A 14,598-nucleotide genomic window follows, 5' to 3' on the forward strand; every position below is an offset into this window, starting at 1 on the left:
TAACATCTTTTGCATTCGAGATAAACCTCTGCGATATTAGTATATGATGCGTGTTACTACCATTAAAACCTTATGAAAATGAAGAACACTGTTATACTTTTAGTTTTGTGGATATGGGGCTTTTTATCGACAGGAACAGTTAATCTATGGGCACAAGGAGAGATGGAAGGCTATCTTATCGTTACCGGAGTGGTGAAGGACAAGCAAAGTAAAAAACCGTTGGAGAATGTAAATGTTTCTCTTTTCGGGAGCCACATTGGAACTGTGACCAATGCCGACGGACTGTTTACGTTGAAGATAAGAAAAGAAGACACTGCTCCGGTTCTGGAGCTCTCTCATATCGGTTACCGCAATGTTCGTGTCTCTCCGGAAGAAAACCGGAAATCGGAGATCGTGGTATGGATGGTTCCGCAGGAGAGCCTGTTGCATGAGATCGTCGTTTTCGGGAATAATCCGCGGGCAGTGGTAGAGGAGGCGATAAAGAAAATCCCCGTCAATTACAGCACGAAAGATGATTTGTTGACCGGATTCTATCGTGAAACCGTGCAGAAGGGGCGGCGGTATATCAGTATCTCCGAGGCGGTGATCGATATTCTTAAAACGTCTTATGAAGAGAGAACGGCCGACTTCGACAAGGTTAAGATCGATAAAGGGCGACGTTTGTTGAGTCCGAAGCTGAGCGATACGCTGGCCGTTAAGGTGGTAGGAGGTCCTAACCTGTCTCTTTATCTCGATATAGTGAAGAATAGCGAAGCTTTACTGAACCGGGAGAGTTTGGAGCACTATGACCTCTGGATGGAAGAACCTGTAATGATTGACAACCGCTTGCAGTATGTGATCGGTTTCCGGCCCGGAGTGATATTGCCTTACGCCCTCTTTTACGGCAAATTGTATGTCGACCGGGAGAAGTTGGCTTTTACCCGTGCGGAATTCAGCCTCGACATAAGCAATAAGATAAAAGCGATTCAGGCTATTCTTTATAAAAAGCCGTTGGGGTTGCGGTTTAAACCGCAGGAAGTGAGCTTTTTGATTACTTATAACGAACGCGACGGAAAAACATACCTGAATTATATTCGCAATGAAATGCGCTTTAAATGCGATTGGAAAAGGCGGTTATTCTCTTCCGGATACACCGTTCTTACCGAAATGGTGGTTACAGACAGAAAAGAAGCCGGACGCTCCGTGATACCCGGCAAAGCAGTTTTCGGCTCCAAACAGGTGTTTTATGATAAGGTTTTCGAATATTGGAATCCCGATTTCTGGGGAGCTTATAATATTCTCGAACCCACGGAATCTTTAGAGCATGCAGTGGAGAAGTTGAAAAAGCGATCCCGCTGATAAAAGAAGCAGGGAGAAGAGAATCATCGGCCGTAAAAAAACTTGTTGATTGGTACATTTCGGACGAAATATTGTATTTTTGCAGCAAAATTGCTGTTTGTTATGGAATTGCCCAAAGACCCGATGATACTGTTTAGCGTTATCAATACGAAATTGCGTGATTGTTATTCTTCGCTCGACGAGCTTTGCGAAGATATGAATGTAGACCGGAAAGATATTGTAAGCCGGTTGAAAAGCGCCGGCTTTGAATATAGCACGGAGCATAATAAATTCTGGTAATATTTTCTTCTCAACTTTCTGCGAGAGCGCATCATCCGGGTTGGAGTACGCTCATCATACTCTGTATTTCGTTTTTTCCTGTTTCTGTTTTTTTATTTGTTTTCTTTGGGGCTTGGGTATGCTCCATATCCCTTAATTTTACCCCTCCATATATTCTGTTATGTTTCTTAACAAAGCATGAATGGAAACAGGTAGTCATTCGTTAATAAAAAACAAAAATCTTCCTTCCCGTTTAACTTTCTCTCTTTGCTGTATTCTAATCGGTAAAGCCTGGGAAAAATGACTAACGGAGAACAAACCCGGCAGACTTGTATATAGAACCGCGAACAGGGATTCAGAATGCCGATGAACGAATGGAACAGTGATTTGTCAGACGAGGAGTTGAAAGAGCTCGTCAGCTTCTCTGAAAACAATATATCTTAAAACTAAAAAAAACGTAAGATTATGAGAACTAAAATTGTTTATGTAATGGCAATTGCCCTTTTCATAGTGGGGCACTCATCTGTTTTTGCTCAAAACAAAGGCGATAAAGAGAAAAAAGAAGCTCCTACCCGGGAGCAAATAACAAAGATGAAGGTAAATCGTGCCGTAAAAGCTCTGATGCTTGATGATGCTACGGCTGCAAAATTTGCGCCTGTGTACGAAAAATACCTCACGGAATTGCACGAATGCTGTGTTTCGATAAATGGCATATCCGGAACAAGTAAGAAGAAATCTCTTGCATCTGACAACAACACTGCACCGCTTTCCGAAAAGACTGATGCCGAGATTGCCAAACTGCTGAAGGAGCAGTTTGCCCAAAGTCGTAAAATGATGGATATACGCGAAAAATATTACGGGGAATTCAGCAAACTTCTTTCTCAGAGGCAGGTTATGAAGGTTTACCGGATGGAGAAGAATGGTGCGAATAAGTTCGGAAAAAAAAACGACCGCAGGAGAGGGCAGAGAGTGGGAGACGGATATCGTCAAAGACAGAAAGATTGTCCTTTTCGTAAGTAATCTTGAAAGGAATTTTACGGAAAAGCCGATGTAGCGTATCACATACGTCGGAAAGGACGATATAGCAATCTCCTTATTCAACCTTTGCTCCATAATTTAAGAAAGGTTGGATAAGGAGATTATCTTTTCGAAGCGGCTGCTTTGCTTGCAGAGTTTCTACTGCCGGATATTTATTTTCGGAATAACAGCTTTTCCGTTGCACGGATGATACGTCCGGATTATTCCGTCACGGCCCTGCCGTTTCAAACCGTTGCCGCAACGGACAGTTTTCTCAGCCATGCGATTTCTTCCGCCCACTTGCTTTCGTCCGGAGTTTCGAGAATGAGAGGCATGTTGTCGAACCGCGGATCGCTCATCAACCGTTCGAAGAAAGCGTTCCCGATCAGTCCCATACCGATGCTGTCGTGGCGGTCGACACGGCTGCCCAATGCTTTCTTCGAGTCGTTGATATGCATTCCCCGCAGATAGCCGAACCCTACTTCCCGGTCGAACTCTTCGAAAACACGGTCATAGTCCGTCAGGAAATCATAGCCGGCTGTGAAGGTATGGCAAGTGTCGAGGCATACTCCTACGCGACTCTTGTCGTCTACACGGTCGATGATGTACTTCAAATGCCAAAATTCATTTCCCAGATTACTGCCTTGTCCCGCAGTATTTTCGATAACCGCCGTTACTCCGGCGGTTTTTTCCAATGCCATGTTGATGCTCTCGGCAATGCGCGACAAACACTCTTCTACGCCGATCTTGTTCAGGTGACTGCCCGGATGAAAGTTCAGCAGCTTCAGTCCCAAGGCTTCGCAACGCTGCATCTCGTCCAGAAAGGCAGTGCGGCTTTTCTCCAGTCCTTCCTCTTCCGGATGGCCGAGATTGATGAGATAACTGTCGTGCGGAAGAATATGTTCCGGTTTGAAACCGTACTTTTCGCAATTCTCTTTAAACAGACGGATGCTTTCTTCCGTCAAAGGCTTACTTACCCATTGCCGCTGATTCTTCGTGAACAGGGCGAAAGCGTTCGCTCCGATTTCATGTGCGTTGACAGGCGCCAGTTCCACGCCGCCCGATGCCGATACATGTGCTCCGATGTATTTCATGTTTTCTTTTTCGTTTATGAATGATTCGTTACAAAGATAACGCTTATCCTGCCTTCTATGTTTGCAAACAGCGGAATGAAAAGCACGGACCGGGGTTTTTCTGCTTACTTTTCATGCCTTCTATGTTTGCAAACATCGCGGGCCATGTATCTTTATATCTCGAGGTCGGGCAGATAATCCGTGAGCGTATGTTCCACCTGTTTGCCTTTCACTCTCTCGGTCACGAGGGTCGCCCCTTCTTTCTTTCCGGCGTCGTAAGTCAACGACACCTTTTCTTTCCGGTTGCTTACCGATATCGCCGCTTTTCCGTGTTCCTTCAGGTTGCACTCCACGCTCCAGTCGCCTATCCGGAACGTATCTCTTTTACGGACTACCTCCATATCCGGCCGGTCGCTTCCGTGCGTGTCGACAACCGTCAGGAAGCGGGCGATACGGCACGGAGCGGTAGTGGCGGAGAAGTGCCAGTGGTTCTGATGTTTCACCGCTTTTCCTTTGGAGTCGGTCTGGTTTTTCCAGTTCGTGGGGGCGCAGAAGAAAGTATCCGTCAGCTCCTGCACGGTCGGCGCCGAGCAAAAAAGATGAGCGACAGATACGCCTCCCGCTTTGTTCTTGCCGGTTACGCTGATTCTGTCGGCATCCTCCTTTACTTCCATCGGCAGCTCTACGGTATGAAGCAGGTAACTCCACTTCACGTCTTCCTTACCTTCCAGTTCGTCGTAGATGAGGAATATACCCGTTGCACCGAGCTGAATGATGTGGCGGCGGAACAGATCCACTCTATTCTCGTCCCATCCGTTTTCCGGCGTGTAGCGTGTTCCGGAAAGCTCTCCCCGTTTCAGCCAGAGAGGAGAAGTAACTTTCCCGTAAGCATTGGAAGCATCGCCCACCATATACGAAATCTTTTCTCCTTCGTATCGGCGGGGAATCCATCCATAACCTTCCGTTCCTATCTTTTGTGTCATCCCGTCGGCCAGAATGCTGTTATGAGCGCGGGTGTTCCGGTAAGAGTACATGCAATGGTCGTCGGTGAATCCGGTACGATGCCCGCTGCTGTAGAATATTTCTTTCCCGCCGTAGAATGTGTTGAACGCATTCTGGTTGGACAACGCATGGGAAGTAGCTCCGTAAGGACTGGAGCGGAAGGAGAGCATCGCGTTCTTCTCCGGTTCCGCCAGTGAAGTGTGCATGGTAGCCACTCCCGTTTCGTTGAAAACTTTAGCCGAGGGAAGTTCCGCCAGCGAACGCTTTTCTTCCGGAAACGCCTTGCGAGTGGTGCAACGATACCAGGTCAGGTCGCCCGACTTGCCCAGAAACGTACTTTTCATGATGTCCGGTTCCCTCTCCAGAATAGCTCTCACATAAGCGGCAGCCCACGGATTCTTTCGTTCGCGCGCCAAAGCCTCCGCATAACCTACACGTGTTCCGCTCGGCTTTTTCCGGGTTTCGTGCGAATTTCCGTGTCCGGCGGATTTCGAAAACGGAGGCTGGTGATAAATGACGTAAAGAGCGTTATTGTCATACCACGGATCGGCAAAGAAGTCGAATCCGCTGATACGGGAATAGAAAGCGGGCACTTCGATCAGCGTGCGGATGTTGACGTGGAAGTAAGAGTCTCCGTTGTGCCATCCGCCGTCTGTGTTCAATCCCGGCAGGCGCGATACCCATTCGTTGTAACAATAATCCGCCCAGACCGATGCTTCGGGCAATTCGCCGTAAGTGGCGAAGGCAGCCATGTTGAGAATGCGGAACGTCATTTGCCACACATGGTTGTCGGCAATGCGGTTTTCCAGATGGTTCACATATTCGCTGAAAAACCTCCGTCCGTTGTCGCGGATATTCGCCAGCAGCAATTTCTTTTCAGACGGAGACAACAGATTATGGAATGCGTCGTAGGCCGAAGTGCACATCGACAAAATGGTAGAGCGGTTGAAATCGCCGGCAAACAACTTGCTCTCTTTCCACGACAGTATTTCGGTGAGCCGCTTCATTCCCTCCCGGTAGTATTTTTCGTCTTTCGTCAGCAGATAAGCCCGTACGATGGCTTCCACGTTCGCTTCTTCGCGGTCTACGATTTTACGTCCTTCACGTATCAATACCGACCGACGTTGTACGATATTCGTCAGCTTTGCCAGTTGGCTGGTGTCTATCTCTTCTTCCAGATGCTTCAGTTGCCTCGACAAACATTTGCCGGCTTTCCGGATGTAAGCGCGGGCTTCGACATTGTTCCGGTTGCGGACTATTACATCGTCCCATTCTTTGGCATCGAGCAAGATGCGTGGATGCGCTCCGGGCAGCTTGTTCAGCATTTCCTCCAAAGACGGCGGATTGAACGTCTTCGTCTTTTCATCGATGTAAAAATGGTATACGGGCGACCATTCCTCGTTTCCGTTCTTGTCTACATAAGCATGCTGCCAGTACCATTTTCCTTTTTCGAACAGGCGGAACGGATTGAAGAAAGCCCATCGCCGTTCGGCTGTGATCAGCCCCGATTTGAATTCGGGATCGCGGGCAATGCGAATCCGATAGGTTACTCCGGGTTTGCGTTCCTCACCTTCCACACCGTCGAGCACAGCACCTAAGTGAGGGAACTTGTCGGGCCACATAAATCTCGGGGGATTCATGGCAATGTGTTGCCCGTTTAGGGGAGAAGGCGTCTCGCGAACTTCGTGCATCAAGGTGGGTTGTGTGAGACGCATTATGCTTTTTTGCGCGTATCCCTTGCCGGGAAGCAAAGCCAGTAGCAGGAGAATGTAGAGGTGTTTCATATCTTTTAAAAAGTTAGTTTGACGTATTTGTTCGATTCGTTGCAATGATGAGTAAGAGAGGCTCGATCGACAGCTCGCATTACAAAGCGTTGCTTTCGGAAAACCGCATGAGCGCGAGTGAAGCCGCTCCGATACTTCCTGCCCGGTTGCCTAATGAAGCAGCCGTGATTTCGGTGTTTATATCGCAGTCGGGCATGGCATACCGGTGAGCCTTCTCGCTGACTTTACGGATGTAGAAGTCGCCCGCTTCCGATAATCCGCCTCCGATGACAACTTTCTGCGGACTAAAGATATTAATCAGCCCCGCAATGCCTCTTCCTAAGAAATCGAAATGTTCTTCGAGCGACTCGATGGCTGTCGGATCACCTTGCCGGTATAGCCGCACAATGAGTTCCCCGTTTATCTCTTCAGCCGGACAGGTGATGTTTGCCGCGGCGATTCGCTTCTTGAAACGGCCTATCAGAGCGGATGCAGACGCATATTGCTCCAAACATCCCACCGAACCGCACGTACATGGCTCTCCGTTGTGGATAAGAGGGATATGTCCCAACTCGGTGCCCCGGTTGGCAAAACCGTTGAACAGCTTTCCGTCGATAACCACGGCGCCGCCGATACCGGTTCCCACCGTGAGGAAGACAATGTATGTCGCACCTCGTCCGGCTCCGTACATGGTTTCTCCCAAACCCATCGCATTGGCGTCGTTCTCCAATACGGCGGGAAGTTCCGTTTCCGCCTCAATCCGGTCGGCCAACGGCACGTTTACCCACCCCTCGATATTGTCTGAACCTCCCAGCACAATGCGATTGGAAGCATCTACGATGCCCGGCGTTCCGATGCCGACACCTTCTACCGTATAGCCTTGACCGGCGGCAAACTCTTTCGCTTCTTTTACAGCTTTCACCAACTGGCCGATAACGGCTTCCGCCGAAACTTCGGCTTTCGAAGCCAGCTTATTCTGAAACAGAACCGTGCCCTTATTGTCGATGAGGGCATATTTGATCGAAGTGCCGCCAAGATCGATTCCTATTGCGTATCTCTTTTTCATGATTGTTGTCTTTATTTGTCATGCGCTTATGCTGATCTGTCTGTTCCCGTCATGTTCTTTCCGCCCAGATAGGCGAACTCCATGCCCATTGCCCGTCGCGCTGGCGCACACGGACATAATAATAATCCGTATCCCGTTGCGGCTCTTTGTCCTCCATATAGTGTTCTATCGTAAAACAGCTTTCGGGCATGGCACGGTTGAAAAGAATCGCTTCGCTCAACCACCCGGTTATGAAGTGCGAGCGTGAGCCTTCGAGCAATTCTCCCAATGTATGTTCGAACTTCTTGCCGTTGAACTCCGCAATCACCTTTCCGCTTTTCGGCATCTCCACATCCAGAATTACAGCCTGCGTAGCGGCAGTGGTGGTATTGGGATTCTTCGTGCTGTACATGTCGAGTTCCGTTTCCTTTTCACCGATGGACAGGATGCGGTTCACGTGAGTATGAAACTCGGTCTCGCCTTCTTGCGGTGAAGTGAACGCCGCCCCTCGGAAGCAGGGAGTGACGCTGCGGATACTTCCTTTATCCACCGACAGTTTTCCCTGCCAATGTACGTATTTCTCTTCACGATTCCAACCGAAATCTACTTTTACTTTGCAACGGAGCGTATCGCCTTCGGGCGCGACCGGTGTCAACGGCCCGCTCAAACGTGCGATGGTTTGTCCGTTCTTTACGATGTCTACATAGTCGATGCAGCTTTCGCCCGCAACATTCAGGTAAATGCGCCGGCTGTTTCCGCGTATCACGTCACCCATGAACGCGTCGTTGAGGCGGAAGTCTATTCGTATCTTATCGCCTGTGGCTGCACATACATGCCGGTTCTTCAGGGCTTCCCACACAGCGTTCCGCGTCAACGACGGAGCCAACACGCCGATCCTTCCGTCTCCATAGCTTCCCGGATAACCCGAATGCTGGTCGGTAGAAGCCATGATACCGAATTTATGTCCCTGCTCCAGACCGTATTGAACGGTTCCTTCCCATTGGCGAGGTCCCATGTCGTGCAGATACGGATAATCTCCCTGATCGCTTTCTGCCAGACCGTGACGGGAATACATTTCGACGAAAGGAGTCTGATCGCCTTCGGTGAAGCATTTCCAGTTATAACCGCGGAATCCTCCCTGATAACCCATGTGATGCGGGGTGATGAATACCTTGTGCCCTTTAGCCTTGCGCTTCCAGTCTTCAATCGAAGTGCATTCCACGAGAGGAGCGTCCAAATCATAATTCAGCGCAACGTGGTCGCCGTGTTCCATGCTGTGGGCTTCGTAACCGACGAACGCAAGGAATTCGCCTTCTTTATTGTATTCGTTCGTCATGGCGACGTACTTCTCGTATCCGCCTTCACGCAGACGTTTAAAAGCTCCCGTGTGATAATCGATCACCCATTTCAAACGAGGATCGTCGGCTCCGGGGATGTCCGGCCACATGGCATGAGGCGTTACGCTGACAAAGTCCAACTGCCCTTTGGCGGCATCGAAGGCATCGCGCATATCTCCGTGTCCGTAGGTGAGGTTGCAGTGATTGTGGAGGTCGCCCCAGTACAACTTCAAATTACTTGCGCCCGGCATTCTCTTTTTCGCTTCCTTGCTGCCTGCTACACACGAATGGAGCAAGCTGCCCGAAGCGGCCAGTCCTAAAAAGGACCAGCCTGTATTTTTAAGAAAACTTCTTCTGTTCATGGTATTGTGTCTTTGGATATTATAGTTTATACTGCAACAACTGTTTCTTCCCGTTCACTTTTACTTCCACCTCCAGCGAGTTTTCGCTGAACTTTTTGTTTTTGAAACGGGCGTACAGCTTCGGTGCATCCGCACTCTTCCGTACGGGATAGATGACAGTGATGTAGCGTACGGCTTTCTCATCTTCCTTTTTCACGTTGAACGACACGTTCATCCGTTTGTACCGCTTACGGTAAGCCGTAGAACACCATCCCGGTTCCTTTTTCATCGTCATTCCTTCGGGACCGAAGCATTGCAGCTTCATATTGCTTCCGTCATCGAACCGGGTCGCGAAGGTCATGTCTTCGCGACTGTTGGCGATTTCTCCCTTCGGCATCTGATAATGCAAGTTGACAAAGCCGCGTGCGCTGCCTGTCACTTCGTCGACAAGGACAAAATACGTGTTGTCTACGAAGAAAACACTACGGCGGTGGTTGAAGTTCTTGTATCCGGGATTTTCGGTTACGAGTGTCTGTACGTCTCCTTCCGGCTGCCAGAGCCTGGTCACCGATTCGGTTGTTTCAAGATTGCGATTGTTCAGTGTCACCGTGTTGTGTACAGCGGTCTGACGGTGCCAGTTGCGCTCCGCCATCACTTCGCCCTCGCCGGCATAGACGTACGAGCCCGAGTCGGGGAAGAGGTTCTTTCCGTTGAACCACAGCTCGAATGTTCCGTTGTCGGGCTGACAATGCCAGAAAGCTTTCGGACCCGCCTTTACCACCATCTGCGTGGCGTCTGTTTTCCACGAATTGCGGAAAACGAAGAATCCCGACGTGAGGAATCCTTTCGACAGATAATCGGGCAAAGCACCCTCTTTTCCTTCGGTGGCGAAGTAGAGGATCGCTTTGTTTTCAGGAAACAGTTTGTGCCAGTCGCGGTAGTTTTTGAGCATTTCTTTCTTGGTGGTCAGCTTGGCGTCGCTGAAACACGGGTTGGTATAATCGGGGAAACTGATGTTCATGTAGAACATTATCATGTTTTCCACCGTGTCGAGATACGTTTTCGGAAACTCGTTGCGGAATCCGTTTGTATCGGCCATTCGCAATGCCTTGCAGAAGATGTTGATAGCTGCCAGGTGATAGTGCGGATCGAGCTCGAATTGTCCGCCGTCCGGGTACACCTGTACGTTGATTTCGCGATTGAGTATTTCGATTCCGCTTTTTCTCCATGCGGCGGCATCCTTGAATTCGGGGAAGAACGCGCCGGCGTAAATCATGCGCTGCGCCTCGAACAGCAGGTGGTTGCCCTGATCGGAGTAGTTGCCCAAAATGTGGACGGCATGTTTGTGGTAGTTTACCAGAAACTCTGTAAGGAATCGGGGAGTGAAAGAGGGCGAGGGGAGGAACAGCTGGAATTGAGAGGTCTGGTCTTGCAGGCGGTTGCTCACCTCGAGCGGGCGCCAGGCAAAACGAACGTTCTCGACTTCTCCCCTGATTTCGCCGTCGCTCACCAGTTCGTATTCTCTTTTGCTCATTTTCACCAGCGGGTTTTTCCGAATCCAGTCGATATACTGTACAGTCCATTCGCGGGCATATTTTTCGTCGCCCGACGTGCGGTAGGCTTTCCCCATCGGAGTGAACCATTTGTGGCGGTGCAACTGCCAGCGAAGCTCGTTATCCTTTACCGGCCAGTATTGCCAGTCGATGTCTTTCCCGTAGTTGTACGAAGGCTGGTAGCCCTTGTGTACGAAGAACGTATGCTCCATCGCGTCGTCCGCCCATTTCTGCTCTTCCTTGCCGATGCTGATATGCTTCAGGTCGATGTCCGGTGTTCTCACGTCCGTTCGCTCGCGGTAATAGCCGAGCAACGCTTCCGCCGCTTCTTCGTCTTTCCCCTGTTCGTGGAGAGTTTTCACTTTTTCAAGGCCGGGACGTTCGAGGTCGAGCAGTCCGAATACCTCGCTTCTCAGTTCTTGCCCGCAGACGTTGCCCGTGCAGCAGGCAATCATCCATAGAGCGATGTATGTAACTATGTTTTTTCTCATACCGAAGTTCTTGTTTTTTTAGTTTCTTTTCTTTCTTCCGCATCCGTAAATGATGCGGGAGAGACTCTGTTCGATTGTGATAGAGGCTCTGTTTGATTGTGATAGAGGCTCTGTTTGATTGTAACGGAAGCTCTGTTTCATTGTGACGGAAGCTCTGTTTCATTGTGATGAACGTTTTGTTTCACCGAATGAAACACTTTGTTTCACCGAATAGAACACTTTGTTTCACCGAATAGAACACTTTGTTTCATCAGCATGAAACACTTTGTTTCACCTCGCTGAAACAGTGCTTCGCCTCAATGAACGTATTGCTTCACCTCGATGCTGCTTCCGGAATTTACAATGATTTGATTTCTCCGTCCTGAAGTTTCAGTTTCTTCAAATCCATGAACCGTTTCAGGGCCTCCAGATAATAATAATCGGCGTAGTTCAACGGAGTATCTATTTCCGAGCCGTTGGGCAGCGAGCCGACAGAGTGCATCAGGATGAAGCCTTGGTTTTCTCCCTCTTTGGCAAGATAGGCATCGCTCGAAAGGCTTTTCAGGATTTTCTCTGCATAGTCCAGATATTTCTTTCCGCTGTGTACCATCGTGCTCAGCTCGATCATTGCCGAAGCGGTGATGGCTGCCGCCGAAGCGTCGCGCGGAGTCTCTCGGGTGACGGGAGCGTCGTAATCCCAATAAGGAACGGCGTCTTCGGTCTTTACACGCTCCATTATCATATCGGCTATTTTCGTGGCGAAGTTCATGTAGATGCTGTCTTTCGTCTCACGGTAGCACGAGGTGTATCCATACACCGCCCACGCTTGTCCGCGTGCCCATGAAGAATCGTCGTTCTTTCCCTGATGGGTCTGCTTGCGTTCCACCGTTCCGTCGTTGTTGTAACTCACCACATGCCAGCAGGTATAGTCGGGGTGGAAGTGGTGCCGCATGGTGGTCATGGCATGCTTCAGCGCAATCTCTTTGTACTTCGGGTTTCCGGTGCGGTTGCTTACGTTAAACAGAAGGTCGAGGTTCATCATGTTGTCGATGATGACCGGGAAGTTCCACGTCCCGAAGTCCCACGAACGGATGGCTTCTATGGAATCGTCGAAGCGTCCGCAGAGATTGTCCGCCGTTTCTCTCATCACCGTCGCAATGGTGTCGTTCGGTGCAAGGCGTTCGGCGTTGCCATAGCTGCAATTGACCATGAAACCGAGGTCGTGCGTTCCTTTGTAATAACGCACCGGGTTCAACAGGTTCGTATAGTGAGTCGCCTCTTTTTTCAACGTTTCGTCGCCCGTGAGTTCATAAGCATACCACAGAGATCCGGGGAAGAATCCGCTCGTCCAGTCGTATACTCCGCAAAGGCGGCGCTTACCGATCTCTTCGGCAGCGGGGTTGGCGCGCAACGAATCTTTGAATGTCTGCGAATCTCTTTCCAGTTGGCGGCACAGAAAGTCTATATCGTATCCGGTACGGATGGAGCGGGGGAGTTGTCCCGTGCTCCGGATTTCTTCCGCCGTCAACCGGAGTTGTGCCGAAGCTGCATCGATTCCTTTCTGTATCCAGTGATAATCTTCCCGGGGAGTAGTATGGCACGAAGCCAACGTTATGCCGACCGAAGCTAAGAGAATAAGTTTCTTTTTCATTTGATTCATTTGATAATATGGTTGTCAGTAAGTTTAATTGTAAGTTTTATTTTTCCCAGCCCGGGTTTTGGATGAATTTCTTGCAAAGATCCATGTCCCGTTGCGGAATGGGATAGAGCTCGTGCTTACCCTTGGTGGTGTATCCGGGAGTCGCCGCCGCATAGTTGGGCGATCCGTCGGATGTCCACCATTGTCCGAGCGCCACCGAAGTCTCTTTCACTGTTTCGTAATACACGCCCCAGCGTATAAGGTCGAGGCGGCGATGCCCTTCAAAAGCCAGTTCGTAAGCGCGTTCCTTATGAATGGCTTCGCGGAAGCTTTCATACGACAGACCTTCCGGCAGGTCGACCGCCTTGTCTGCTGCCGTCACCGGTTTGCCGTAACCGCGCCGGCGTACCATATTGACCGCCGTATACGCTTCCGCATCGGGAGCTTTCTTCCATTCGTTGACGGCTTCGGCATAAATCAGCAATACGTCGGCATAACGGAGCAAGTACCAGTTGACGTTCGATTTGTCGTTGTTGATCAGCGCGTTGCTCTGGGGTACGTATTTCTCGATGTCCCATTTGGCGGGAGTATAATTCTGCTTCTCTTTCTGTTTCTTTTCCGGGTCGAGGTCGGCAGCGGCAGCCGTTTCTTCCGAATCGTTCTTTCCTTTTGCGTAAAGCGTTTTGCCGGGATTGTAAAGATAGTTGGCAATGGATATGTCACGGCGGAGGTCGCCTTCATTCTTTCGCCAGTCGAGTACAAAAGTATGCACCACCTTTACGTTGCCCGCGCAACTGCCACGCTTTCCCGCAATGACTGTGGTCTTCACGCCGTTCCATTTGCCAATGCGTCCGCAGGGGTCCGAAGCTCCTCCCGTGGTAGTGGGAGTGTAGAAGCTGACTTCGAGCAAACTCTCCGTTGCGTCCCATGTGCTACTTCCCGAATTTTTCCACAATTGTTCGAAGTCGCTCAGCAAACCGTGCTTACCCGATTCGATCAATACTTTGGCTGTGCGTGCGGCGGCTTCCCATTTGCTTTCGTCCTTTACGGGATAACCTGCCCAAGTGGCGTATACTTTGGCCAGCAAGCCCAAAGCCGATCCTTTGGAGAAACGGAACTCTTTGTTGACGCGATATGTGTCGTCCGCGGCATACGGCAGGTTGTCGATGGCGAACTTCAGGTCTTCTTCGATAAACTCGTATACTTTTGCCGGATCTGCCTGCTCGAAAGTTGCAGGCGGCTGTTGAGACATTTGGGTGGTGCTCATCAACGCCACATTTCCGTAGCGGCGCACCAGCTCGAAGTAATACAGAGCGCGCAATCCTCTTGCTTCCGCCATATAAATGCGCGCCAGCACTTTGTCTCCGTCGGAGTAGTTTCCGGCTTTCTGTTCCAGCCCCTCCATGAAGTCGTTGGCATTGTAGATGGCATTGTACAATGTCTTCCACGTTTGTTGCACTTCCGCCTGAGTGGTAGGGAAAGAGTTGGTGGGAATGATACGGAAATTCTCGTTCGTGCTTCCTTCCACCTGTGCGATGTCGGTCGCCAGATTGAAAAGAATAGACATGTTGTATCCATACATGGCGTCGGTCACCATGTTGCGGTATACGCCCAGCAATACGTTCTCGGCTTCCGCCGCGTTTTTCATATAATTCTTTTTGGCAACCTCCGTTTTCGATTCCTCGTCCAGCAAGTCGGAGCAGGAAGAGAAGGAGAGTGTGCAGCAAACAGATAAAATGATGATATATAAAATCTTTTTCAT

The 14,598-nt window shown here is 49.9% G+C and carries 10 protein-coding genes; 3 read left to right on the forward strand and 7 right to left on the reverse strand.

Translation table 11 applies throughout. The features are described 5' to 3' along the window. The first annotated feature begins 78 nt into the window (after positions 1-78). The 3 genes from GGR07_RS02970 to GGR07_RS02980 all read left to right on the forward strand — a co-directional run bounded on the left by GGR07_RS02970 (position 79) and on the right by GGR07_RS02980 (position 2,616). Positions 79-1,338, forward strand: coding sequence for a carboxypeptidase-like regulatory domain-containing protein (locus GGR07_RS02970; protein ID WP_034542600.1), 1,260 nt, complete (start codon positions 79-81; stop codon positions 1,336-1,338). Between the two features lie 102 nt (positions 1,339-1,440). After that, positions 1,441-1,617, forward strand: a complete 177-nt coding sequence (locus tag GGR07_RS02975; protein ID WP_034542549.1) for a DUF4250 domain-containing protein — start codon at positions 1,441-1,443, stop codon at positions 1,615-1,617. A 444-nt stretch (positions 1,618-2,061) separates the two neighbouring features. Continuing rightward, positions 2,062-2,616, forward strand: coding sequence for a hypothetical protein (locus GGR07_RS02980; RefSeq protein WP_021645461.1), 555 nt, complete (start codon positions 2,062-2,064; stop codon positions 2,614-2,616). Positions 2,617-2,858: 242 nt separating this feature from the next. On the opposite strand, the gene nfo is transcribed toward GGR07_RS02980, so the two are convergent. From nfo to GGR07_RS03015, 7 genes are all read right to left on the reverse strand, one after another. Next, the gene (gene nfo / locus GGR07_RS02985; RefSeq protein ID WP_122056625.1) at positions 2,859-3,707 is read right to left on the reverse strand and encodes a deoxyribonuclease IV; all 849 of its coding nucleotides are present in this window, start codon (positions 3,705-3,707) and stop codon (positions 2,859-2,861) included. A 152-nt stretch (positions 3,708-3,859) separates the two neighbouring features. Beyond that, complete coding sequence (locus GGR07_RS02990; RefSeq protein ID WP_122056624.1) at positions 3,860-6,472, reverse strand: DUF4962 domain-containing protein; 2,613 nt, start codon at positions 6,470-6,472, stop codon at positions 3,860-3,862. Positions 6,473-6,551: 79 nt separating this feature from the next. Further along, on the reverse strand, positions 6,552-7,517 hold the full coding sequence (locus tag GGR07_RS02995) for an ROK family protein (protein WP_034542548.1): 966 nt from the start codon (positions 7,515-7,517) through the stop codon (positions 6,552-6,554). Between the two features lie 49 nt (positions 7,518-7,566). Continuing rightward, the gene (locus tag GGR07_RS03000) at positions 7,567-9,195 is read right to left on the reverse strand and encodes a PHP domain-containing protein (protein WP_021645466.1); all 1,629 of its coding nucleotides are present in this window, start codon (positions 9,193-9,195) and stop codon (positions 7,567-7,569) included. A 19-nt stretch (positions 9,196-9,214) separates the two neighbouring features. Further along, entirely contained in the window at positions 9,215-11,218 is a 2,004-nt protein-coding gene (gene hepC, locus GGR07_RS03005) for a heparin-sulfate lyase HepC (protein ID WP_122056623.1), read from the reverse strand. A 337-nt stretch (positions 11,219-11,555) separates the two neighbouring features. After that, positions 11,556-12,857: a DUF4995 domain-containing protein gene (locus GGR07_RS03010; RefSeq protein WP_122056622.1), complete on the reverse strand. Its 1,302-nt coding sequence runs from the start codon at positions 12,855-12,857 to the stop codon at positions 11,556-11,558. A 37-nt stretch (positions 12,858-12,894) separates the two neighbouring features. Beyond that, positions 12,895-14,598, reverse strand: coding sequence for a RagB/SusD family nutrient uptake outer membrane protein (locus GGR07_RS03015; protein ID WP_122056721.1), 1,704 nt, complete (start codon positions 14,596-14,598; stop codon positions 12,895-12,897).

It is taken from the genome of Bacteroides pyogenes (assembly GCF_014196225.1).
GTDB lineage: Bacteria > Bacteroidota > Bacteroidia > Bacteroidales > Bacteroidaceae > Bacteroides > Bacteroides pyogenes_A.

What these genes read in the sequence shown, in the direction of transcription:
- hepC (WP_122056623.1), bottom strand. Translation starts at nt 11,218, where the DNA reads ATGAGAAAAAACATAGTTACATACATCGCTCTATGGATGATTGCCTGC.
- GGR07_RS03015 (WP_122056721.1), bottom strand. Translation starts at nt 14,598, where the DNA reads ATGAAAAAGATTTTATATATCATCATTTTATCTGTTTGCTGCACACTC.
- nfo (WP_122056625.1), bottom strand. Translation starts at nt 3,707, where the DNA reads ATGAAATACATCGGAGCACATGTATCGGCATCGGGCGGCGTGGAACTG.
- GGR07_RS03010 (WP_122056622.1), bottom strand. Translation starts at nt 12,857, where the DNA reads ATGAATCAAATGAAAAAGAAACTTATTCTCTTAGCTTCGGTCGGCATA.
- GGR07_RS02975 (WP_034542549.1), top strand. Translation starts at nt 1,441, where the DNA reads ATGGAATTGCCCAAAGACCCGATGATACTGTTTAGCGTTATCAATACG.
- GGR07_RS02980 (WP_021645461.1), top strand. Translation starts at nt 2,062, where the DNA reads ATGAGAACTAAAATTGTTTATGTAATGGCAATTGCCCTTTTCATAGTG.
- GGR07_RS02995 (WP_034542548.1), bottom strand. Translation starts at nt 7,517, where the DNA reads ATGAAAAAGAGATACGCAATAGGAATCGATCTTGGCGGCACTTCGATC.
- GGR07_RS02970 (WP_034542600.1), top strand. Translation starts at nt 79, where the DNA reads ATGAAGAACACTGTTATACTTTTAGTTTTGTGGATATGGGGCTTTTTA.
- GGR07_RS02990 (WP_122056624.1), bottom strand. Translation starts at nt 6,472, where the DNA reads ATGAAACACCTCTACATTCTCCTGCTACTGGCTTTGCTTCCCGGCAAG.
- GGR07_RS03000 (WP_021645466.1), bottom strand. Translation starts at nt 9,195, where the DNA reads ATGAACAGAAGAAGTTTTCTTAAAAATACAGGCTGGTCCTTTTTAGGA.